Origin of the sequence: Bifidobacterium ramosum (genome assembly GCF_009299505.1) — a bacterium.
GTDB classification, from domain to species: domain Bacteria; phylum Actinomycetota; class Actinomycetes; order Actinomycetales; family Bifidobacteriaceae; genus Bifidobacterium; species Bifidobacterium ramosum.
In genome coordinates, this window is the sequence record NZ_WBSM01000014.1 from 28,007 (window position 1) to 50,155 (window position 22,149).

Here is a 22,149-nt window from a genome sequence, read left to right on the forward strand (position 1 = left end):
ATGACCGAACTCACCGACTTCATCGAACCGGACGATGCGCAACTCCCGTCTCCCGCCGCACACCGCCGCGCCGCCACACGCAAACGCCGCCGCAACGGCGGACCTGTTCGCAAACGCATGCTGTGGAAGGACATCCGCGTCACGCTCGCCAAGTCGAAGGGCCGCTTCATCTCGATCGTCAGCCTCATGATGCTCGGCTCGTTCGCGCTCGTCGGCCTGTTCGTCACCGGCCCCGACATGCAGGCGACCGGCACCACGTTCTACAGCGAGCACAACCTCGCCGACGTGACCATCATCAGCGACTACGGGCTCAGCAAGGACGACGAAGCGATCATCCGCGGCACCGACGGCGTGCGCCAGGCTGAATTCGGCTACTTCAAGGACGTGACGATCAAGGGCAGCAACCACAGTCTGCGCATCTATTCCAAACCGAACGCCGTCTCCAGATACCGCGTCATCGAAGGACGGCTGCCGAACAAGAGCGGCGAAATCGCGCTCGACTCGGCTGAACGCGACCGGTACGCGATCGACAGCACCATGCAGGTCAGCGAACTGCCCGACATCGCCGGCGACACCATCCTCAAACAGACCACGTACACCGTGGTCGGCTTCGTTGACGCCAGCGAAATCGTTTCCAACCTCAACATGGGCCAATCCACGGCCGGCACCGGTGAACTCGACGGCTACGGCGTGGTCGTACCCGGCACGTTCGACTCGGACGTGACGATGATCGGTCGTGTCACCTTCGACGACACGCAACACGTCGACTACTGGACCAGCGCATACCGCGACCGCGTGCAGGCGCACAAAGACATGCTCACCAAACGTCTCGCCGGCCAGCCCAAGGCGCGCGAGGCCTCGATCCGCAACGACCGCCGTAAGCAGATCGACAAGGCGCAAGCCAAAGTCGACGATGCGAAACGGCAGCTCGCCGACGCCGAACAGCAGCTCACGGACGCGAAAACGCAGATCGAAACCGCCAAGGACCAGATGACCCAAGGCGAGATCACCGCCATCGACCAAGGCTCCGCCGCAGCCGCCGAACTGTCCGGAGCGCTCGCGCAAATCGCCTCGGCCGGCTCGCAGATCACCTCAGGCCAAACCCAGCTCGCAGCGGCCGCCCAACAACTCACCCAAGGCCAAACTCAACTCGACTCGTCATGGCAGCAGCTCACGCAGGCCAAAACGCAGCTCGACGCCGCGCGTACCGTCCTCGAATCAGCCGAACCGATCCTCGACAAAACCGGCGCGATACTGGCCGACTGGGCGAACAGCGGCCTGACCGGCAGCGTGTACAACACCGTCACAGCGCAATACGACAAGGCGCTCGCCGCCTACAACGAGGCCGTCGCGCAATATAACGCCCAGCTGAACGCCTACAACACCGCGCTCCAACAATGGGACGACGGCGCGAAGCAGCTCAAAGAAGGCACCGAGGAATATCGCAAGAACGCGGCCGCGCTCGCCGATGCATCCCGGCAGCTCGCCGCCAAGCAGGCCGAACTCGGCCAGACTGTCTCCACCGCGCCGGCCGGCACGTCAAGCGACGGCGGTGCCACGGCCAGCAGCAGCATCTCATCCGGTGCCGCGCAACTCATCCAAGGCCAGCGCGACATCGAAAAAGCTGAAGACCAGTACGCCGAACAACTCCAGAAATTCAACGACGCGAAACCCGCCGCCGAAGCGAAGATTACAACCGCCGAACATGAGATCGCGCTCGCCCGCGAGAAGGTCGACACGCTCGAAGTGCCCGCCTACTCGATCGACGGCCGCCGCGAAGGACTCACCTCCAACGGCTACCGTGTGTACGAGATCATCGCGAACATCGTCGGCAAGCTCGCCATGATCTTCCCGGTGTTCCTCTACTTCGTCGCCGCGCTTGTCACGTTCTCCACGATGGGCCGCATGGTCGACGAGGAACGCGTCAACTCCGGCACCCTCAAGGCGCTCGGCTACGGCAATGCGGACATCCTCAAGAAGTTCACGGTCTACGGTTTCGCGGCCTCCACCGTCGGCACGATACTCGGCGTCGCCGCCGGCCACACGATCCTGCCGCTCATCGTCTACCATGCGTACAGCGACGGATTTACCATGCCGCTCATCGAACTGAAATTCCACCCGGCCGTCACCGTGGCCGCGTTCCTGCTCGCGTGGACGAGCGCCGTCGTGCCGGCCGTGCTCGCCGCCGCGCGCGAACTGCGCGACAAGCCGGCCGCACTCCTGCTGCCCAAGCCGCCGGCGAACGGATCGAAGATTCTCCTCGAACGGTTCGGATTTATCTGGAATAGGCTCAGCTTCACACGTAAGGTCACCGCTAGGAATCTGTTCCGCTACAAGACGCGCGGTTTCATGACGATTTTCGGTGTGATGGGTGCGGTATCGCTGCTCGTTGCCGGACTCGGCGTGCAGGGTTCAATCAACCAGATCAACGAACGCCAGTTCGACGAGGTGATTCATTACGACATGATCGTTGCCGAAAGATCCGACGACAACGACGAGCAGCGCGACGCCGTCGCCAAGGACATGACTGACAAGGCCGTGGACGAGGCGATGCCGATCCGCTACGAGGAACTCACCAAAACCGCCGGCAAAACCAACGACAAGCAGTCGATCACGCTGCTCGTCACCGACGACGCGTACAACTTCAGCGACTACGTGACCTTGCGTTCGCGCGTGGGTCACAGGCCGCAGATCCTCACCGACCGCGGGGCGGTCATCTCCGAGCGCATGGCCTCGATGCTCGGCGCGAAAACCGGCGACACGATACGCGTCACCGGCGAGGACGGAGTCGAACGATCCGTTCGTGTCGACGGCGTGAGCGAAATGTATATCGGCCATCTCATGGTCATGACGTCCGGCGGCTACGAGCACGTGTTCGGCGAGGGTTACCAGTCGAACGCGTATCTTGTGCGACTCAAGGACAACTCGATCGAGAACGCCGAGAAGCAGGGCGCGCGGTTCATGGAAAACGACGGCGTGCGCGGCGTCGTGCAGAACACCACGATGAAGAACCAGGTCGCCACGATCGTCGACTCGCTGAACCAGATCATGGAGGTGCTCGTACTCGTGGCCGGCATGCTCGCCGTCGTGATCCTGTACAACCTCACCAACCTGAACGTGTCCGAACGCATCCGCGAGCTGTCGACCATCAAGGTGCTCGGCTTCCACTCGAACGAGACGACCATGTATATCTACCGAGAAACCATCGTATTGTCCGCGATCGGCATCCTCGCCGGCTACGGGTTCGGCGCGGGGCTGCACCGGTACATCATCGGCGAAGTGCCGCCGGACGAGGTCATGTTCGACCCCATGCTCGGCTGGCCCGCATTCGTGGTGCCCGCGCTGCTCGTCGCCGCGGTGCTGGCCGCGCTCGGTGTGGTCGTCTACCGGCAGCTTAAGAGCGTGGACATGCTCGCCGCGCTCAAATCAGTGGAGTGACATCGAAGAACCGTCGTCGCGTATCAGCAGCGCGGCGAGGATCTGCGGATGCGACTGCACGTATGCTGCGGCGCGTGTGGAACCGAGCGCGAGCAACGTGGTCGAATAGCCTTCGGCGTCCAGCGACGTGCGTGCGATGACCGTGGCGCTCGCCAGATCGGTGCGCATCGGATAGCCGTTGCGCGGGTCGAGGATGTGATGGTAGACCGTGCCGTTCGCGACGAAGCGACGCTCGTAGATGCCGCTGGTGACGACCGACACGTCCGATGGGATCGGGATCGCCGGTGCCAGCGACCGTAACTTAACAACATCGTCGGTCTTGTGTTGAGTTACGGTCGCGTGAAGCAGCTGAAACGACCGTAACTCAACAATATGGGCGTGATCATGTTGAGTTACGGCCGTTTGGCGGCCCGTTGGCGACCGTAACTCAACACAAGGCTGGGGATATTGTCGGGTTACGGTCGTTTCTTGGGATGATCGTGTCGAGGAGGATGCGTGTAACGTGACTGCGGCGGTGGCGGGATCGGATGGGTTCGAGATGGCGACTGTCCAGTCTCGGCTGGGCGAAGGATTGCCGTGCATGACGACGTTGCCGCTCAAGTCGATGAGAAAATCAGCGTATCCGGCGGACTTCAGCTCCTCGGCAAGCCGGTCAGCGATCCAACCCTTGGCAATGCCACCCAGATCGATGGTCGCCTGAGGATCACGCAGCCGACACGACGCCTTACCGGTGCCGACGCCCCGGCGAACCTCGATGCCACGGAAGCCCGCATGCTGCAGCGCCTCCGCAATGGCCTCGTCGGTCGGAACGATCCGCCGTCGCCAGTTCCACAACCGTATCAACGGCCCGACCGTGATGTCGAACATGCCCTCGCTCGCCGCACAATACCGTAACGCCGCCTCGATCAGCTCGGCAGTTCGCGGATCGATGCGCGTCCACGCGCCGCCGGCCCGGTTGATCCGCGACACGTCGGAATGGGGGAGCGTACGCGAGAACCGCCTCTCGAACGTGCGGCACATGCCAATGAGCCGTTCGATCGCGTCCGTGGCGCGTACTGTGTGGGGTGTCCTGTTCGGTTTCGGCAACAATCTTCAGCGGTACATCGTGACCGCTTCCATGCCGGGTGCCCCCGACTTCGCCAACGGCATGTCGATCGCCTTCGGCAACGTCGGCATCGCCGTGGGTACGGCCGTCGGCGGCATGGCCATCACCATGTTCTCCATCCGCGCGGCCGCGAGCGTCGCATGCCTGTTCGCCGCGATCCTGCTTGCGCTGCTGCCGGCACGCGTACGACTCGGCGATCGCTCTCGGCGCAATCCGTCCAATCAACCGACCATCTGAACGGCAAGGAATCCAATCATGACCTCACCAAACGTGCTCATCATCACCAGTTCGCCCACCATCAACGGCAACGGCGACATCATCGCCGCGATCGACCGCATGTATTATCCGATCGCCCTGACGCCCGGCTACAAGCGCGGTCCGCAGAAGAAACTCGGCGTGATCCTCACCTGTGCGGGATCCAGCGCCGAATGGCTCGAGCTCCTGATCGACCGCACGCTGACCGCATCCTTGCGCGCCAGCGTGAGCGACCTGAACATCGCAGTATTCGACCATTGCCCGCCGCTCTACGGCCGTTCCCTGGATGCCGGCTACCGCAAACAGGTCGTCGATCTGGCCCGCTGGTGTGTGTGAACGGCGGGGCGCGATGCGTGGTTGATATGCGCGCATTGGCGTGATGCCGGTGTTGCCGACTTGCATTTTGCTAGGTACCTTGTATTATTTGCGAGGTACCTAGCAATTTTTGTGTTCGGGAGGCCGAGCGAATCATGTCGATGGATGATCGGGAACTGGTGGAGCTGTTCCATGACGTGGCGCGCATCAGCCATCAGCGGGAGGTGCGCAACAACGATGCGCTCGCGCACGGCAGCGGGCAGTCGCGCTGTCTGCTGACGCTCAGCGGCCTCGGGCCGGTCAGCCAGCGCCGGCTTGCGGCGATCCTGGGCATCCGGTCGGCGTCGCTGAGTGAGCTGCTCGGCAAGATGGAGACGCGTGGCTGGATCGTGCGCACCCCGCATCCCGAGGACGGGCGCACGTACATGGTCGCGCTCACCGAGGAAGGCAAGGCCGAGGCGATGCGCCGTCGGTCGGCCGATAACGGCGCCTCCGGCGAACTGCTCGCGGCGCTCACCAAACCCCAACGCGAACAGTTCGGCGAGATACTCGCCGCGATCAAACGCCACTACCAAGAGCTTGATCGCCACGACCATTAGTTCTCTGTCTTTCGTCCTCGCGCACGTCGTCGCCACACAACATCAACCATAAGAAGCAGCACCATGTCCAATTCCGAACAGCTCTCACTGAGCGACCGCCGTCGCGCGCTCATCTTCGTCAACATCATGCTCTCGTGCATCGCCACCACCATCATGGCGACCGCCCTCACCACGGCCCTGCCGCCCATCGTCGCCGACCTCAGCGTCGACGTGCAGACCGGCCAGTGGCTCACCAGCGGTTACTCGCTCGCGATGGGCATTGTCATGCCGCTGACTGCGTTCCTCATCACGCGGTTCCCGACCAAACCGCTGTATCTCGCCGGCGCGGCGCTGTTCATCATCGGTTCGCTGGTTTGCGTGGCACCGGTGCCGTTCGCCGTCATCATGATCGGCCGCGTGATCCAGGCGTGCGGCAACGGACTGCTCATGTCGATGGCGCAGGTCGTGCTCATGACCATCTACCCGGACAACCGCGGCACGATCATGGGCTGGTACGGTCTCGCCGTCGGCGTCACGCCGGTGATCGCGCCCACGTTGTCCGGTCTGATGGTCGACGCGTTCGGCTGGCGGTCGATCTTCTATCTGGTGATCGCGGTGATGGCGATCTCGCTGATCGCGGCATGCTTCGTGTTCGGCAACGTGCTGAGAACATCGCAACGCTCCTTCGACGTGTTGTCGTTCGCGGTGAGCGTCGTCGCGTTCGGCGGCGTAACGCTCGGCGTCGGCAACATCGGCTCCATGCCGTTCGTAAGCACGGCGGTGCTACTGCCGTTGGCGCTCGGCGTCGCGACGTCCGTGTGGTTCGTGATGCTGCAACTGAAGCGCGAACGCCCGTTCCTCGACGTACGCATATTGCGCAACCGCGGCTTCGCACTGAGCGTGATCGGCAGCATGCTGCTGTACTTCGCGATGATGGGTTCGTCGGTGATGCTGCCGCTCTACGTGCAGACCATCAAAGGCGGCTCCGCGTCGATGGCCGGGCTGGTGGGTCTGCCCGGCTCGCTCGCGATGGCGATCATCAGTCCGATGGCCGGCCGGCTCTACGACCGGTTCGGCGTGAAGCGGCTGTTCCTCATCGGCGGCATCTGCCTGACGCTCAGCAACCTGTGCATGGGACTGCTGCCATTGGCGGCATCGATCTGGGTGGCCGCCACGATCAACGTGGCGCGCTCGCTCGCGATCGGCTGCCTGATGATGCCGCTCGTGACCTGGGGCACCGCTTGCGCAGGCGAAGGGCGGCTGGCGGACGCGAACGCGCTGCTCACCGCGCTGGCGGCCTCCGCGCACGCCGGCGGCATGGGTCTGGCTGCGGCGGACATGCGCGGCATGAACCTGACCTATCTGGCGATGGGTGCGTGCGCGGTCCCGCTGATCCTCATCCCGCTCGCGTTTCTGCGCGGTAAGGGGACAAGTCGTTTCGCAACTGCTTGCGATAGGTGAGCGGCGATACGCCGATGACGCTACGGAAGGTGCGTGAAAAGAAGCCCGGGGAGCGTAGTCCGCAACGGATTCCCACTTCGGATATCGGCAGTTCCGTGCCACTCAGCAGTTCTACGGCCTTACGAATACGCACGTCTGTGACGTACTCGATCGGCGACTGGTTGAGATAGTCTCGGAAAATCGACGCACATGTACTCCGTCCGACCGTGCCGGCGCTCGCGATCTCGGCTAATGTCAGCGGACGGGAGAAATTCGACTGGATAAAATCAACCATTGCCGTCAATGATGCGATTCGGCCGGTGCGATGACGTTCCTGATATGCCGTGCCGGCGTGGATCGTAAGCGGGAGGGGGCCTGATATGTGCATCCGCTTGACATCGGCGTCGTCCATCATCGTTGTCAACCGTTGTGCGATGGCATAGAAACAGCTCAATATCGTCAACTGGGCGGCCGGCATCTCAGATTCGTTAGCGGCGGAGATCGTCGTCAGCATGTGCAGGATGACATCGGCATTCCCGTCGGCGGCGTCAAGCAGCAGATATGGCGGTCGCGACGTATCTCCGATCGGCAGCAGGTATCGTTCCAGCACATCCTTCGTCGCTCCCGCGCGCATCTGGTTGAGCAGCATGCACAGGAACTCGCAATCCGAACCATCCTCCGAATATCCGTAATGCAAGCGTCTGGCATTGACGAAAATGCCCTGCCCCTCGCGAATCGTCACGCGCTCGCCGTCCACGAAATACGTCAGATGACCGTGCTCGGCGACCAGAAACTCCCAATCGTCATGCCAGTGACATTCCGCGCGCATCGACGGATATGAAGACAGCCGTCCACGATGCGCATAGGAGAAGAACGACGGATAGTCATACCGTACCCGCTCCGAACCGTCCGTGCGGACGACAAAAGGCCCGCCTCTTTCACTGTGTTTCTCGATCATGATACCTGGTATGTAGATCACCTTTCGGTAAATAATGCAAAAACTATCGCATATTCTACCGGTAATTGTGTTGATTATGGCATATACGTTATGTGTAATAGTTCATGACATCAATGACGTGGGCTTGTGGACGATATGAACGAGCATCGCGCGCGAAGACAAGCCGTTTATGCGGGAAGGAGCCATCATGCAGGAAACCATGCGCCAGCGCATCGCTGAAGGCAAACTGTTCACCGATTATTGCGAGGGGCTGCCAAAGGATCGGCTGAACGCTAAACGTCGTATGAAAAGGTTCAATGATCTGGAGCCGGATGACAAAGATGGTCGCGTCACGCTGATCAACGCCATCTTTGGCCGGCCGACCCAAGCGTGGATCGAACCACCGTTCTACTTCTGTTATGGGCGGAATATCACCATCGGAGAAGGCACATACGTCAACGTCAACTGCTCGTTCATCGACGACGGTCGCATCACCATCGGCAAGCGCGTCATGTTCGGCCCATCGGTGAACATCGCAACCGTCAGCCATCCGATCAACCCGGCCATGCGCGGGTTCATGTTCGCCGATCCGGTCGTGATCGGCGACGACTGCTGGATCGGCGCGAACGTGACGATCTGTCCCGGCGTGACCGTCGGCGAAGGCACGACGATTGGTGCGGGTTCGGTCGTCACGCATGACATCCCCGCACACGTCGTCGCGGTCGGCGTACCCTGCCGCGTGCTACGCGAGATCAACGAACTCGACATGACCGAATACCGTCCCGGCATGACCTTCGCCGACGACGAACTCGTGTGCGAGACTCGCGGCAAGTGATCTCTGGTGTGGAGGAGAATGGCGTGATCTACGCGGCCTCCACGCCGCGCAGCAGGGTGTGCACATAGTCGTGGAGCTGTTCGCGGGTGAGTGTGTGGCCGCGCAGGTATGCCCAGTCGAGTATGAGCATCACGGTGTTCGCGTAATGGTCGGCGATCAGATCGGCCGGCAGTGTGAACCGGTCGCGGTCGATGCAGGTGCGGATGATCTCACTCGCCTGACGTTTGATGAACGTGTGCAGGCTGGAGAACAACGGGCCCTCTGGTGGATTGTTGGCCAACACCTGCCGCAGCATGTCTGCGTTGGATTCCAGCAGGTCGGCCATCGCGTCGAGCGCCGTGTCCACGCGATGTGCCGGATTAGTTGATGCGAGATCGGCGAGATTGGCTTGTCTGGACAGTGCGGTCCAGCAGTAGGTGAGCAGGTCGTCGCGATCCTCGAAATAGTTGTAGAACGTGGCGCGTGGATAGCCGGCGCGCTCGCATAGTTCGTTGACGCTGATGTCGGCGAACGACTTGGTTTGCAGCAGTGCCGTCATCGCGTCGAAGAACGCGTCGAGCGTGCGTTGCGTGCCGCGTGTGATCTTGCCGTTGAGGTCTTTCTTCATGACCGTTCATCATAGTCTAACGTCCATAATTTTGCAGATGTCTAAAAATATGTTATTTTTGACAACTGTACAAATATAGACGTTTGGAAAGTTGAATATCATGACGAATGACACGAGTGTGACCAAGGCGGCAATCCCGGAGACACTGGTAGCCGAACCGCTGACCCTGCCCTGCGGCGTGACGGTCAAGAACCGCTTCTACAAGTCCGCGATGAACGAGGCGCTCGCCGGACGCGACTGCGCGCCGAGCGAAGCGCATGTGCGCCTGTACCGCGCATGGGCGCAAGGAGGCACCGGCGTGCTCGTCACCGGCAACGTGATGGTCGACCATACGCAACTGGGGGAGCCCGGCAACGTCGCCGTCGAGGACGAACGCGACCTTGTGATGCTGCGCCGCTGGGCGGCGGCCGGCACCGAGAACGGCGCACACTGCTGGATGCAGATCAACCACCCCGGCCGGCAGTCGCCCATCACCATCAACCCGCATCCGCTCGCGCCGAGCGCCGGCAAAGTCGACGGCGAATACGGCCATTTCTTCGCCGAACCGACCGAACTGACCCGAGACCAGATCCGCGACATCATCCACCGATTCGCCAACACCGCGCGCATCGCCAAAAAAGCCGGCTTCACCGGCGTGGAGATCCACGCGGCGCACGGCTACCTCATCAACCAGTTCCTCTCACCGCTCGACAACCAACGCACCGATGAATACGGCGGCAGCCTCGCCAACCGAGCACGCTTCCTGTTTGACGTGTTCGACGCAGTGCGCGAAGCCGTCGGCCCGCGGTTCCCGATCGCGGTGAAACTCAACTCGTCCGACGTGCCGATCGCCATCAAGGTCAACGAACGCGACGGCGCGCCGGGCGGCTTCAGCGAAGAGGAATCCATTTGGGTCATGAAGCGGCTGGAAGCGCGCGGCGTCGACCTCATCGACATCTCCGGCGGCACCTACGCGAAACCGGTCATCCAGACCAACAGCGGTGCGGCCGAAGACCGCCGGCGCGGCGTCTACTTCACCGATTTCGCACGCCGAGTCAAAGGCGAGCTGACCGTACCGGTCGCGCTGACCGGCGGCTTCCGCAACGCCGCCGACATGAACCGCGCGCTGAGCGAAGGCATCACGCAGATGATCGGCATCGCGCGCCCGCTCGCGCTCGTGCCCGACCTGCCAAACCGCATCATCCGCGACGGCTGGCAGGGGTCCGTCGATCTGCCGCGCGTGGCGACCGGCATCACGCCGCTCGACAAGGCGTTCGGCGGCATCCTCGTCATCAGCTGGTTCGAACTGCAGATGCACCGCATCGCACGCGGCCACCGCCCAGACCCGCGCATCGGCGGCATGCGCGCGCTCCTGTTCGCCGTCAAGCAGCACGGCCCAGCCGCACTCTCCCCGCGCCGCCGTAAAGGCCGGCAGTGATCGCGACCGATGAGCTCGGTAATCGGGGGACTTGTCATTGACAAGTCATGAGACATTCATCGTTGTCGAACATGACGATGCCGTGCGATGATCCGATCGATGGGGCCGCCATATACCACAATCCGGCGCGGGACACCAGTCTGTTGCATGGCGAATCGATCCCGTAAGCTGGGACGAATGAGCGAACATACAAAGACCGAACGTGCCGCGGGAACCGCGGACATCCCGCCCGCGAGCCTGCCGCAGGCCGACCGAGACGCGGAACACATGCAGGGACACTGGGTGCTGGCCCAGCTGGGCAAACGCGTGCTCAGGCCGGGCGGCGAACGGCTCACCAAGCGCATGCTCGCGCAGGTGACGATCGCCGGACGGTGCGTGGTGGAATTCGCGCCGGGACTGGGCCGCACCACGCGGCTGATCATGGAAGCCGGTCCGTCGGCATACACCGGCGTCGACCGAGACGACAAGGTGGTGGACATCATCAAACCGCTGGCGGCCTCGGTGAACGGCACCTGCGTGCTGGCCGACGCCGCGCAGACCGGATTGCCGGACGCGTCCGCGGATGTGGTGATCGGCGAGGCGATGCTCACCATGCAGTCCGAACGCGGCAAGCGGGCGATCATCGGCGAGGCGCATCGCCTGCTCGCCCCGGGCGGACTGTATGCGATCCACGAAATGGGCCTCGCGCCGGACGATCTCGACGAATCCGTCAAGGATGCGATCCGCAAGGATCTCGCCCGGGCCATCAAGGTCAACGCCCGTCCGCTGACTGAGGCCGAATGGCGCGCATTGCTCGAATCCGCCGGCTTCGACGTGCTGTGGAGCGGCAGCGAGCCGATGGCATTGCTCAAGATGCGCCGCAATCTGGCGGACGAGGGCGTGGCCGGCGTGCTGCGCATTATACGCAACGTGCTGACCCATCGTGATCTGCGGGCGCGCGTCATGCAGATGCGTCGCGTGTTCAACACGTACGGTGACAAGCTGACCGGCGTCGCGTTCGTGGCACGCCGACGGTAGCGTTTTGTGTGATAGCGGATACGCTGGAAGGATGCGCGCGGCGACGGGTCGGTCGCTGCGCGAAGATTGATCGTATGACCATGCCGATGCCGGTGTTGTTCGCAACGTCGGCATCGGCGATGACCATGAAGGAGCTCGATGATGAGCGAACAGACGAACAATGCGAACGAACCACAGCCGTCTGCGGTGATGGAGTTCATCGACGATCTGAAGCCGCTGGTCGAAGTGCAGCCCGAGGCAACCGTCTCGCGCACCGTGATGCAGGTGGAGGGCGCCAACGTGGTGCTTTTCTCCTTCGACAAGGGGCAGGAGCTGAGCGAGCACACCGCCGCCATGCCGGTGCTCGTGCAGTGCCTTGAAGGCCATCTCAAAGTGACCGGTGGCGGCAGAACCGTGGATCTTGTACCGGGTGGCATCCTGCACTTTCCGACCCGGCTGCCGCACGCAGTCTACGCCGTGGAGGCATCCAAGATGATGCTTATCATGATGCGACGCTGAATGTCCGCCTATCGGAAGCGTCGTCGCGCTTACCGGGGCAATGACTGTCGCTGGACGGTTGTTTGATCGGATTGGTCCGTTCCGTAACATTCCGCAACGCACTCTCGGAGCGTGACGTGGAGTGGCCCGACGATCGGTGATCGCCATGCGGACGGCATTATGGACGTGCGGCAAGCGCGGGACTAGCGTGAGCCGCATGGTCGTATGAGATTCCCAACAATATCTGCGATTCGGCAAGGAGCGCACGCAGCCGTCACGCGATCTCGCCGCGCAACTGCCGCCGGACAACGATACGTGCCTCATCCCGGCGATGCTCGGTCTGCTGCGCGAAGGCGGCATGCTGGCCGTGCAGACCCCGATGAACTACGAGGAGCCGATCCGCCGCATCATCGCCGAGCTTGTGCACTCGCCGGCCTATGCGGACCGGCTGCCGCAGAGCCGCGTGTTCCACAACCTCACGCCGCCCGAATACTGGAACTGCTGCACGCGAACGCCGAAACGTTCCGCATCTGGAAGATCACGTACTTGCACACGCTGCCCTCGCACGAGGCCGTCATGGACTGGCGCCGCGGCACCGGGCTGCGCCCGTACCTGCAGGCGCTTGCGGATGACGGCGAACGAGCGGCATTCGAACGCACGGTGTTCGAACGAGTCCGCGACGTATACCCAACGTATACCCGACACAGTCGGACGGCAGCGTCATCTTCCCGTTCCCGCAATTCCTCCTCACCGCCGTCCGATAACTTCGGACACCGGCAATGCTGGGGCCGGTCGACGATCATCGACCGGCCCCAGCATGACTTCCGATACTTATTCTGCGGTCAACGCATCCTGGTACCGCCGTCCCGCGTCGGCGAGCGCCGCGTCGTCCAGTTCCATCGACTCGAACACGACGAACGGCTCGCGCCACACGGCGTGCGTGTACCGGGCCATCATGCGGTATGGCGAAAGCACTTCGCCGATCGTCGCGCCGTTGTCGACCGGCTGGTATTCGGATTCCGGCCCGCCAGCGGTCGTGGCGACCATGATCTGTTTGCCGACGAGCGCCTCGCCGTCCGTGCCGTACGCCCAGCCGTATTCGAGCACCTTGTCCTCCCACTCCTTGAGCAGCGCGGGGGAGGAGTACCAGTACAGCGGGAATTGCAGCACGATGCGGTCGTGCTCCTCGACGAGCTGCTGCTCGGCGGCCACGTCGATCTTGCCGTTCGGGTAGAGCGCGTATTCGTCGCGCACGGTGACCGTATCGGCCGGCAGTTCGCGTGCGGCCGACAGCAGCGCGGCGTTCGCGCGGGAACGGCTCAGATCGGGGTGAAAGACAAGCACCAGCGTCTTCATGATGTCTCCTTCGACTGTTGATGTGACTGTGATGGAATAGGCATACGTTTCATGCGTATTGACATCACTGTACCGCACGGCGGCATTGTTGCCGCACATGCCGTGCCGATCGACGGGCGGCAAAAGTTGGCACGGGATCGGCCGACGCGCAACGGCGGTCGTATGCTCGGCATCGGTTCCGGTCCATTCGCAAGTCGTAAGGAGAGACGATCGGTCATGATCAACGTACTGTGTTTCGGTGATTCCAACACGAACGGCTCGAATCCGGCCGGCGGCCGTCATCCGCGCGACGTGCGTTGGGCCGGCCGTCTGCAACGGCTGCTCGGCGACGACTGGTACATCATCGAGGAAGGGCTCGGCGGGCGCACCACCGTGTTCGACAATCCGATCGAACCGCATCGCAACGGGCTTGCGGCGCTGCCGGGCGCGCTCATCACGCACCGGCCGCTCGACTACGTCATCATCAGCCTCGGTACCAACGACATGAAAGCCATGTTCCATGCGGACGCGCGCGTGATCGCCGCCGGACTCGACATGCTCGTCCACGAGGTCAAGATCACCGACAATCGTGGGGCGCCGATGCCGCGCATCGTCGTCGTCTCGCCGATCCATATCAAGCCCGGCATCTCGACCAGCGGGTTCATCGGCTTCGACGAGCACGCGGTCGAACTGTCGCATCAGCTGGCGGGGGAGTACCGGCGCGTGGCCGAACGCGAGGGATGCCTGTTCTTCGACGCCGCGCAGGTCGCCGAACCGAGCGACCTCGACCAACTGCATATGGACGGCGCGAACCACGCCAAATTCGCCGACGCGATGGCCAAACTGTTACGTGACGACTGGGCGGCGCGTCACTGAACCACACTTGGATCGCCGCAACCGTCACTCGGTGCGCGCAATCGCAACATGGGCGCGCACCGAGTGACGGTTCGGTCGTCGTCATCATCACTCAGTGCGCGCGGTCCTCGTCGTTGCGCGCACTGAGTGACGGTCGAATGGTGTCGGTTGATGATGCCGCGGCGGGCGGGCGACGTGACTAGCGTGCGGGATCGGCATCACCGGTGCTGTTCAGGACCCGCCCCTTACCACGGCAGCGGTTGGCCGTCGCGGAAGAAGCCGCCGGTCGGGCCGTCGTCGGGCAGCGTCGCCGCCCAGGTCACGCTTTTGGCGCTCACCTCGACCGGTCGGCCGAACATGCCGGATCCGTAGGTGTCGGTGATGTCCGGGCAGACCGCGTTGACGAGGATATGGTCGGCGGCGAGCTCCTTCGCCGTTTTGATCGTCAGCCCGTTGAGCGCGAGCTTGGAGATGCCGTAACCGGATGCGGGAATGCCCATCGAGCCGTGCAGGAAGCCGTACTGCGGGTCGCCGTACGAGCCGGCGCCGCTGGACACGTTGACGATGCGGCCGTGTTCCGACTTGCGCAGCAGCGGGATGAATTGTTGCGTCACGATCCACGTGCCGATGACGTTCGTGTCGAGCACGGCGCGCATTTCGGCGATGTCCTGCCGTTCGACGGACGCGCCGGCGCGCATGGACGCCGCGTTATTGATGAGTGCGTCGAGTCGGCCAAAGCGACGGTCGACTTCCGCGGCCGCCGCGGCGACGGATGCTTCGTCGGTGGTGTCGAGCCGCACGTAACTGGCGGAGATATCCTGATCGATCAGTTCCTGCGTGAGCTGCGCGATTTCCGGCCGGCGTGCGGCGAGGATGACGTGATAGCCGGCCTCGCCGAGCTGGCGGGCGGTCTCGTAGCCGAGGCCGCCCTTGCGGCCCGAGCCGGTGATGAGTGCGATCTGCATGATGATGTCCCTTCGTTGCGTGTTCTGTTGATATGCCTTGACGTGGCTGGTGCCGTAGAGGTTGACGTGGCTTGTGGTATGCCGTGCGACACGGGATGCGCGGCTCAGAACTCGCGGCCGAGTTCACGGGCCTTGTCGAGGTATGGCGTCGAGGCCACCTGGCCGGGCGCGAACACGCCGGCGGCGAGGACGGAACCGCGAATCTTCCAGCCGAGGCTTTCGCCAAAGCACATCTGGTAATAGCCGAGCACGTTCTTGGCGAGCACCTCCTCGGGGCTGGCGCCGGCGACCAGCAGCGCCGACTCCTTGCCGGCCAGATCGTCGTGCGCGTCGAACGGCAGACGGTCCATCATCGCCTTGATCTGCGCCGAGAACTGCATCCAATAGGTCGGCGTGGCGATCACGATGCCGTCCGCCGCCTTCATCTGCTCCATCACGGTCGTCATGTCGTCGGCCGGCTGGTCGTAGCCGGTGAACGGCGCGATGTTCATGTCGGCAAGCGTGAGTTTGGTCGCGGTGTTGCCGGCGGCCTCGGCGCCTTCGATGAATGCGTCGGCGAGCATGTCGGCGTTGCCGCCCTTGGTTGGGCTGCCCTGGATGACGAGGATGTGCTTGGCCATGATCTGTCCTTTCGATCGGTTTGGTGTTTGCTGTCTTGCCGTGGCGGGCGCTGTATGTTCCTGCCATGATCCGATAAGGACAGTATGCATGAGTACATATACTTTTCGTTCTTAGAATAAAAAACTGATTTTTGGAATATGACAGCGATGTTAGGATGGGGAATCATGAATGAGCAGGTTGAATCCAATGGAACGGCAGCACGGTCCGATGCGGCCTCCGTCTCCGGCACGGTTACTTGGGCGGCGTCGCGTGCCGGCGAGGCCACTGGCGACGATGCCGGGAACCTCACCGCGCCCACCTGCGCCATCGGCTACGCGTTCAAGGCCATCGAAGGCAAGTGGAAACTGCCGGTCATGTACGTGCTGTCCGTACGCGGCGCCGCCCGATACAACGAGATCAAACGCGAGCTCGGCATCACCAACATGATGCTTACCAACACGCTGCGCGACCTCGAGGAATACGGCCTCGTCAGCCGCACCCAATACAACGAGGTGCCGCCGCGCGTCGAATACGCGCTCACCGCCAACGGCTACGCCATCATCCCCGCCCTCAAAGAATTCGAAAAGTGGGGCCAGCGTCTGCTCGACGCGCGTGGTTCCGCCGGCCAATCGGCATGACGCCCGCGGGGGCTCCTCCGTCTGTCCGCATGACCTCGATGTTCGTGCGGACAGACGGAGGTGAAAGGGAATGTCGTCAGCGGGCCGCGTCTCGTGCGGCGATACGCTCGCAGAAGCCGGTCTTGTCCGCGTCGGTGATCGGACGCAGCACGCGGGCCGGATTGCCCACGGCGATCACGCCGGCCGGAATGTCATGCGTGACGACCGATCCCGCGCCGATCACCGCACCGCGGCCGATGGTCACGCCGCCGAGCACGGTCACGTGGCCGCCCAGCCACACGCCGTCCTCGATCACGATCGGCTTGGCCTGGCATGCGCCTGCTTTACGCTCCTCGAAGTCGAGCGCATGGTTCGTGGCGAACAGGCCGACCATCGGCGCGATCCACACGTAATCACCGATCGTGATCGGCGCATTGTCGAGCATCACGCAATCGAAGTTGATGTATGCGTGCGAGCCGATCGAGATGTTGCGGCCCATCTCGCAGCGGAAGTTCGGTTCGATGAACACGTCGTCGCCGACCGCGGCGAACAGTTGCTCCATGATCGCGCGGCGTTCGGTCTCCTGATCGTAGTCGAGCGCATTATAGGCGCGGAACAGCTTCTTGGCCTCCACTCGCTTGCGTTCGATCTCCGGGTGCGAGTCCTGATAGACCTCGCCGGCCACCATGAGATCCCATTCGACGCGCCCCTCGGGCGTGAGGTCGGCGGTGACGTCGTAGTTGTTCTGGGTCATGGTTGTTCGCTCCTTTGCTGATGCTGCGTATACGATATTGTGTACGATCGTACATTATAGATGGCGTGTCCGATGTATCCGAATCGGATCGCGTGCACCGATGCCGGTCCGGGACTCGCATGGTCACTGTCCGGCCCGCGGATCGGACAGTCGATGGTCGAGGATCTCGAAGTCGGTGAAGGTGCGTGTGCCGCCTTCACCGTTGGGGGACTGGGCTTCGAACCCAACCTTGAGCAGCTGGTCGAACGTCATGGAAGAGCACAGGCGCGACATGAACCACTGCATGCCGTCGAAAGAGTAGTGGATCGAAAACACGTCGTCGGTGCGGGCAAGCTGCAGCCAGACGAAATCGCCGTGGACGGTAACGCCGTAGCAGTCGTCCGAAACGCCGTCGGTCGCCACGGTGACCACCGACTTGAACCCGTAGTCGCCCTGCTCGAAGCACGCCTTCACCCAATGCGCGTCGTCCTGATAGGCGAACAGCGCGCCGCCGTCGAACTTCGCCTTGTGCTCGAGCGAGATCTTGGCGCGGCAGACGAAGTCGCCCACGACCGGACGGTAGACGAAGGCCGCGTCGGCGACCACGCTGCCGTCCACCGGGTTGACGAAGAAGTCCTTGCCCGGTATGGATTCTATGGTCAGCACGCTGCCGCTGATCTTGAATGTGACGTTGTCCGAGTTTGCGCACAGCATGATGGAATTCCTTTCGGTCGGTGGTCCGGGTCGAGTCCCGCTCCGGTCTGTGCCGGTGCGTTCGGGATCGGTACCCGGCGTTGCGTATCCCCGTTTGACTGGGGTGATTGATTATGATGATAATTCCGTACATGCTTCCAAAAAGCGTTTATTATGGCGAAATATTGGTATGATGATTCCTGAGTATGGGAGAATCGTTCCATGATGGCGGATTCGATACGTGAAGATGCATGGAGATGGGGTGACATGGCGAACATCGCGGTGCAAGTAAACTCCGACTATCTGGAGGACGTGCGGTACGCCGATCCCACCCTGCCGATCCACTTCTGCATGGACTACTTCGACACGCTTGCCGGTCATGAGATCAACGTGCACTGGCATCGCGACTTCGAATTCGCGATCATGCTGCGCGGCGGATGCGACTATCATCTCGCCGGCGGCGACGCGATACGACTCGAACAGGGCGACGGTATCTTCGTCAACTCCGAGGCGCTGCATTCGGCCGACAATCCCACTCCAGGTGCGATCATGAGCTGCGTCACGTTCTCGCCGCTGTTCTTCACCGGGCAGCCGTCCGGCACGATCTACGGCCAGTACGTCCTGCCGGTCGCGAACCGGCCGCTCGCCGGACTGCGTCTCGACGCGACCCGAGACCATGACATACTTGCGGAAATACTGACGGTCACGTCGACCGGCAAACGCGGGACGACCACGCCGCTGGAATACGTCGAGCACGTGGCGAAACTGTGGCGACTGATGTTGTCGGCGCTCGACAAGGTGCCGGACGAGCGGCCTGACGAGACGGAACTACTTCGTGAACGGCGCATGCGCACCATGATGACGTTCGTTCAGCGGCATTTTGGCGACGGCATCGATGTGGCCGACATCGCGGCCAGCGCCGGCGTCGGCCGCACCGAATGTTTCCGACTGTTCACGCGTCTCGCCGCAGTCAGCCCGGGGGAGTATCTGATCTCCTACCGTCTGCGCCGGGCTGCGGTGATGCTCGTCTCCGGCGACGATTCCGTCGCGCGTGTCGCCCACGTCTGCGGGTTCAACGACGCCAGCTATTTCGCCAAACGATTCCGACAACGCTACGGATGTACGCCAAGGGACTATCGTGCCAGACAACGCGGCACGTCGGCGCAGAACATCGCAATGCCGTCCGGAGAGGACGTATGTGACGGATGAAGGATCGGAGGGATGTGATGATCTTGGTGCAATATCCGCAGACGGATTGCGGTGCGGCGATTCGGGACTTGGAACGCATGGCTTGGGATGACGGCGGGCAGGACGGGGCATTCCCGTCGGCTCCGGATACGTATGACACCTCGTTCGTCTGGATGGATGGCGACGTTGCGGTCTGCCACGTCGGCATCAGGAAAACCGAATTCCTGCACCGCGGGCAACGGTATCTCGCCTATGGGCTGAGCGAAGTGGTGACACGGCCAGAATATCGGCGCAGGGGACTCGCGACCACGACCATTCGCCGAGCCGCGCGGTACATCGCCGACCGGCGACCGGACCTCAGCGTCTTTACCTGCGAGCCTGACAAGATACCCCTGTACGAACGCGGCGGTTGGAACATCGCCAAGGACGTCTGCCTTGTCGGAGGCACCAGAGAGCGGCCATTCCGCAGCGACAGCCTGCACCTGGCCACCATGATCAGATTGCTGTCTCCGCGCGCGAAGGCACATGCGGCCGACTTCGAACATGCGGACATCGTCCTCGAGCTCGGGGAAGGACAGCTATGGTGACTGGTCAGGATATGACGAACCGCCGTCCGCATACGATCCGCACCTGACGACAAGTCCGCGGTCGTGATCGCATGATTCGCACGGATTATTGCGCGCGCCAGACCATGATGATATGGGGGATGCCATCCTCAAGGAACTCGTCGGAGACCTGTGTGAAGCCGAACTGCTCGTACAGGCCGCGCGCGTAGGTCTGCGCCTCGATGCGCACGACGCTGGCGTGCTCGCGTTCCTGCGCCACGCGCAGTCCTTCGCGCACGATCCGCGTGCCGAGACCCTGCCGGCGACGGGTCGCTAGCACGCGGCCGATCGAGACTTCAGGGAACGTGACGCCCGGATCGACCACGCGGCAATAGGCGGCGATGCCGTCCTCGTCATGCAGGAACACGTGCCAGCAATGCGGGTCCGCATCGTCGATCTCCTGATAGGCGCACTGCTGCTCCACCACGAACACCGCCACGCGCACGCGATAGATCTCGTGAAGCTCCGCCACGCTCAACTCTGCAAACCGTTTCACTGTCAACTGCATGAGACCATGGTATAAGTTGCCGGAGATTCCATGTCCGAACCGTATGGCAGGCCATCGAACGAACCTATTGGACATGGCGTGCCGAGTGCGATGTAATGCACCATAGCGGACGGCGGACGTCCGTGACGACGAGCCGGAAAGGAATCGACCAATGGAATACGCCACACTGGGTAACAGCGACGTGACCGTGTCCCGCATTTGCATGGGTTGCATGGGATTCGGCGATGCGACCAAGGGGTATCATTCGTGGATACTCGACGCCGACCGGTCGCGAGAGATCATCCGGTACGGCTTCGAACGCGGCATCACGTTCTACGACACGGCCATCGGTTACGCGGACGGCACCAGCGAGGAATACGTCGGCCGCGCGCTGCGCTCCATCGCCGGCAAGCGCGAAGACTACCAGATCACCACCAAGTTCCTGCCGCGTACGGACGCCGAACGCGAAGCCGGCGTGAGCGGCCAGCAACACGTCATGAACAACCTCGACGCGAGCCTCAGGCACCTCGGCCTCGACTACGTCGACCTGTACATCTGCCACATGTGGGACTACCACACCGACATGGCGGAGATCATGGAAGGCATGAACGAGGCCGTCAAGGTCGGCAAGGCGCGCTCCATCGGCATCTCCAACTGCTACGCCTACCAGCTCGCCACAATGAACGATCTCGCGGAAGCCAACGGCTGGGCCAAGTTCGTGTCCATCCAAAGCCACTACAACCTCGGTGAGCGCTTCCTGCGTGGGAGCGTATCGAGCGCCTTCGATGGTGATCGAATCGAGCGTGCGGTTGATCTCGGCCTGCTCGTCCGGCGTGAACGTGACGGCCGTGCCGCCGAGGTTCTGCCGCAGACGGTCGACGTGCTTGGTGCCGGGAATCGGCACGATCCACGGGCGTTGCGCGAGCAGCCAGCCGAGTGCGATCTGTGTGCGGGCGCGACGCCACGCTCGTCCGCCAATGACTGCACATATTCGCTCATGCGGATGTTGTGCGTCATGTGATCGAGGGAGAAACGCGGAATTTTGCTGCGATAGTCGTCGTCGGCGAACCGTGTGGTCGCGGTGAACCGGCCTGCCAGCATCGCCTTGCCGAGCGGACTGAACGGCACCAGCCCGATGCCCAGCTCCTCAAGCACCGGCATCAGCTCCCGTTCGGGGCGCCGCCACCACATCGAATACTCGTTCTGCACGGCCGTCACCGGCGGTGACCGCATGCGCGCGGCGCACGGTGGCTGGTGCGGCCTCTGACAGTCCCCCGTGCAGGATCTTGCCTTCGGCCATCAGTTCGCCCATCACGCCGGCCACGTCCTCGATCGGTACGGTCGTGTCCACGCGATGCTGATAGTACAGGTCGATATGATCGGTGTGCAGTCGTTTGAGCGAACCCTCGACCGCCTTGCGTATCGTCGTGGGTCGCGAATCGGTCTGCTGCACTCGACCGGACGCGTCCAGCGCCGCACCGCTACTGGATTCGCCGCCGTTCGGGCCGCCTTGCAGGGCGAAACCGAACTTGGTGGCGATCACCACGTCGTCGCGGCGATGGTCGTACTGTTCGTTGCCATGATGCGTTCCTTTCGTAATATCACTGTGTACGCGCGATCGTGACATGGGCGCGCACTGAGTGATGGTTA

Annotated in this window: 24 protein-coding genes and 2 pseudogenes; 14 read left to right on the forward strand and 12 right to left on the reverse strand. The window is 62.7% G+C overall.

Going from position 1 to position 22,149, the window contains the following annotated elements; genetic code table 11:
* A complete protein-coding gene (locus DSM100688_RS10685; RefSeq protein ID WP_239519450.1) occupies nt 1-3,438 on the forward strand; it encodes an FtsX-like permease family protein in 3,438 nt (1,145 codons plus the stop codon).
* On the opposite strand, the gene DSM100688_RS12395 is transcribed toward DSM100688_RS10685, so the two are convergent.
* Together DSM100688_RS12395 and DSM100688_RS12400 are read right to left on the reverse strand one after the other, a co-directional pair.
* Complete coding sequence (locus DSM100688_RS12395; RefSeq protein WP_240811861.1) at nt 3,427-3,699, reverse strand: FAD:protein FMN transferase; 273 nt, start codon at nt 3,697-3,699, stop codon at nt 3,427-3,429. The two genes, DSM100688_RS10685 and DSM100688_RS12395, sit on opposite strands and share 12 nt — an antisense overlap.
* A 285-nt stretch (nt 3,700-3,984) precedes the next feature.
* A pseudogene (locus DSM100688_RS12400) lies at nt 3,985-4,407 on the reverse strand (FAD:protein FMN transferase); the annotation flags it as partial.
* Here DSM100688_RS12400 and DSM100688_RS10695 point away from each other — a divergent pair.
* The 4 genes from DSM100688_RS10695 (at nt 4,295) to DSM100688_RS10710 (ending at nt 7,152) form a co-directional block, all read left to right on the forward strand.
* Nucleotides 4,295-4,780, forward strand: coding sequence for a hypothetical protein (locus DSM100688_RS10695; protein ID WP_239519455.1), 486 nt, complete (start codon nt 4,295-4,297; stop codon nt 4,778-4,780). The pseudogene DSM100688_RS12400 and the gene DSM100688_RS10695 sit on opposite strands and share 113 nt — an antisense overlap.
* Nucleotides 4,781-4,798: 18 nt before the next feature.
* Nucleotides 4,799-5,134 (forward strand): hypothetical protein, encoded by a 336-nt coding sequence (locus DSM100688_RS10700; RefSeq protein ID WP_152359081.1) that lies wholly within the window; start codon nt 4,799-4,801, stop codon nt 5,132-5,134.
* A gap of 140 nt (nt 5,135-5,274) precedes the next feature.
* A complete protein-coding gene (locus DSM100688_RS10705; protein ID WP_152359082.1) occupies nt 5,275-5,712 on the forward strand; it encodes a MarR family winged helix-turn-helix transcriptional regulator in 438 nt (145 codons plus the stop codon).
* A 63-nt stretch (nt 5,713-5,775) separates the two neighbouring features.
* Nucleotides 5,776-7,152 (forward strand): DHA2 family efflux MFS transporter permease subunit, encoded by a 1,377-nt coding sequence (locus DSM100688_RS10710; protein WP_152359083.1) that lies wholly within the window; start codon nt 5,776-5,778, stop codon nt 7,150-7,152.
* Here DSM100688_RS10710 and DSM100688_RS10715 read toward each other — a convergent pair.
* The gene (locus DSM100688_RS10715; protein WP_152359084.1) at nt 7,088-8,089 is read right to left on the reverse strand and encodes a helix-turn-helix domain-containing protein; all 1,002 of its coding nucleotides are present in this window, start codon (nt 8,087-8,089) and stop codon (nt 7,088-7,090) included. The two genes, DSM100688_RS10710 and DSM100688_RS10715, sit on opposite strands and share 65 nt — an antisense overlap.
* Before the next feature lie 187 nt (nt 8,090-8,276).
* On the opposite strand from DSM100688_RS10715, the gene DSM100688_RS10720 reads away from it, so the two are divergent.
* Nucleotides 8,277-8,903: a sugar O-acetyltransferase gene (locus tag DSM100688_RS10720; RefSeq protein ID WP_152359085.1), complete on the forward strand. Its 627-nt coding sequence runs from the start codon at nt 8,277-8,279 to the stop codon at nt 8,901-8,903.
* A gap of 28 nt (nt 8,904-8,931) precedes the next feature.
* Here DSM100688_RS10720 and DSM100688_RS10725 read toward each other — a convergent pair whose 3' ends face one another.
* Nucleotides 8,932-9,510, reverse strand: a complete 579-nt coding sequence (locus DSM100688_RS10725) for a TetR/AcrR family transcriptional regulator (protein WP_152359086.1) — start codon at nt 9,508-9,510, stop codon at nt 8,932-8,934.
* 100 nt (nt 9,511-9,610) lie between these two features.
* Between DSM100688_RS10725 and DSM100688_RS10730 the strand changes: the two genes are divergently transcribed.
* From DSM100688_RS10730 to DSM100688_RS10740, 3 genes are all read left to right on the forward strand, one after another.
* Nucleotides 9,611-10,927: an NADH:flavin oxidoreductase/NADH oxidase family protein gene (locus DSM100688_RS10730; protein ID WP_152359087.1), complete on the forward strand. Its 1,317-nt coding sequence runs from the start codon at nt 9,611-9,613 to the stop codon at nt 10,925-10,927.
* 177 nt (nt 10,928-11,104) lie between these two features.
* Nucleotides 11,105-11,944 (forward strand): class I SAM-dependent methyltransferase, encoded by an 840-nt coding sequence (locus DSM100688_RS10735; RefSeq protein WP_152359088.1) that lies wholly within the window; start codon nt 11,105-11,107, stop codon nt 11,942-11,944.
* Nucleotides 11,945-12,082: 138 nt separating this feature from the next.
* Nucleotides 12,083-12,442 carry a cupin domain-containing protein gene (locus DSM100688_RS10740; RefSeq protein ID WP_152359089.1) on the forward strand — a complete coding sequence of 120 codons (360 nt, stop codon included), beginning with the start codon at nt 12,083-12,085 and terminating at the stop codon, nt 12,440-12,442.
* A gap of 810 nt (nt 12,443-13,252) precedes the next feature.
* Here the strand turns inward: DSM100688_RS10740 and DSM100688_RS10750 are convergent.
* Entirely contained in the window at nt 13,253-13,777 is a 525-nt protein-coding gene (locus DSM100688_RS10750) for an NAD(P)H-dependent oxidoreductase (RefSeq protein WP_152359090.1), read from the reverse strand.
* Nucleotides 13,778-13,993: 216 nt separating this feature from the next.
* Between DSM100688_RS10750 and DSM100688_RS10755 the strand changes: the two genes are divergently transcribed.
* Nucleotides 13,994-14,632, forward strand: a complete 639-nt coding sequence (locus DSM100688_RS10755) for an SGNH/GDSL hydrolase family protein (protein WP_152359091.1) — start codon at nt 13,994-13,996, stop codon at nt 14,630-14,632.
* 224 nt (nt 14,633-14,856) lie between these two features.
* Here the strand turns inward: DSM100688_RS10755 and DSM100688_RS10760 are convergent, their stop codons facing one another.
* Together DSM100688_RS10760 and DSM100688_RS10765 are read right to left on the reverse strand one after the other, a co-directional pair.
* Nucleotides 14,857-15,576, reverse strand: coding sequence for an SDR family NAD(P)-dependent oxidoreductase (locus DSM100688_RS10760; RefSeq protein WP_152359092.1), 720 nt, complete (start codon nt 15,574-15,576; stop codon nt 14,857-14,859).
* Between the two features lie 104 nt (nt 15,577-15,680).
* On the reverse strand, nt 15,681-16,196 hold the full coding sequence (locus DSM100688_RS10765) for a flavodoxin family protein (protein ID WP_163146965.1): 516 nt from the start codon (nt 16,194-16,196) through the stop codon (nt 15,681-15,683).
* A 165-nt stretch (nt 16,197-16,361) separates the two neighbouring features.
* Here DSM100688_RS10765 and DSM100688_RS10770 point away from each other — a divergent pair, with 165 nt between their 5' ends.
* Nucleotides 16,362-16,814, forward strand: coding sequence for a winged helix-turn-helix transcriptional regulator (locus tag DSM100688_RS10770; RefSeq protein ID WP_152359094.1), 453 nt, complete (start codon nt 16,362-16,364; stop codon nt 16,812-16,814).
* Nucleotides 16,815-16,890: 76 nt separating this feature from the next.
* Here the strand turns inward: DSM100688_RS10770 and DSM100688_RS10775 are convergent, their stop codons facing one another.
* Both DSM100688_RS10775 and DSM100688_RS10780 read right to left on the reverse strand, forming a co-directional pair.
* On the reverse strand, nt 16,891-17,547 hold the full coding sequence (locus tag DSM100688_RS10775; RefSeq protein WP_152359095.1) for a sugar O-acetyltransferase: 657 nt from the start codon (nt 17,545-17,547) through the stop codon (nt 16,891-16,893).
* A 123-nt stretch (nt 17,548-17,670) separates the two neighbouring features.
* Nucleotides 17,671-18,240: a DUF1349 domain-containing protein gene (locus tag DSM100688_RS10780; RefSeq protein WP_152359096.1), complete on the reverse strand. Its 570-nt coding sequence runs from the start codon at nt 18,238-18,240 to the stop codon at nt 17,671-17,673.
* Between the two features lie 246 nt (nt 18,241-18,486).
* Here DSM100688_RS10780 and DSM100688_RS10785 point away from each other — a divergent pair, with 246 nt between their 5' ends.
* Both DSM100688_RS10785 and DSM100688_RS10790 read left to right on the forward strand, forming a co-directional pair.
* Complete coding sequence (locus DSM100688_RS10785; RefSeq protein ID WP_163146966.1) at nt 18,487-19,428, forward strand: AraC family transcriptional regulator; 942 nt, start codon at nt 18,487-18,489, stop codon at nt 19,426-19,428.
* Nucleotides 19,425-19,994: a GNAT family N-acetyltransferase gene (locus tag DSM100688_RS10790; RefSeq protein WP_152359098.1), complete on the forward strand. Its 570-nt coding sequence runs from the start codon at nt 19,425-19,427 to the stop codon at nt 19,992-19,994. The genes DSM100688_RS10785 and DSM100688_RS10790 overlap by 4 nt, the downstream gene beginning before the upstream one ends.
* A gap of 85 nt (nt 19,995-20,079) precedes the next feature.
* Here DSM100688_RS10790 and DSM100688_RS10795 read toward each other — a convergent pair whose 3' ends face one another.
* Complete coding sequence (locus DSM100688_RS10795; protein ID WP_152359099.1) at nt 20,080-20,520, reverse strand: GNAT family N-acetyltransferase; 441 nt, start codon at nt 20,518-20,520, stop codon at nt 20,080-20,082.
* A 202-nt stretch (nt 20,521-20,722) separates the two neighbouring features.
* Here DSM100688_RS10795 and DSM100688_RS10800 point away from each other — a divergent pair, with 202 nt between their 5' ends.
* Complete coding sequence (locus DSM100688_RS10800; RefSeq protein WP_476727152.1) at nt 20,723-21,520, forward strand: aldo/keto reductase; 798 nt, start codon at nt 20,723-20,725, stop codon at nt 21,518-21,520.
* Here DSM100688_RS10800 and DSM100688_RS12405 read toward each other — a convergent pair.
* A pseudogene (locus DSM100688_RS12405) lies at nt 21,505-21,732 on the reverse strand (aldo/keto reductase); the annotation flags it as partial. The gene DSM100688_RS10800 and the pseudogene DSM100688_RS12405 overlap by 16 nt on opposite strands.
* Nucleotides 21,647-22,126, reverse strand: coding sequence for an aldo/keto reductase (locus DSM100688_RS10810; protein ID WP_152359101.1), 480 nt, complete (start codon nt 22,124-22,126; stop codon nt 21,647-21,649). The gene DSM100688_RS10810 and the pseudogene DSM100688_RS12405, both read right to left, overlap by 86 nt.
* Between the last annotated feature and the right edge of the window lie 23 nt (nt 22,127-22,149).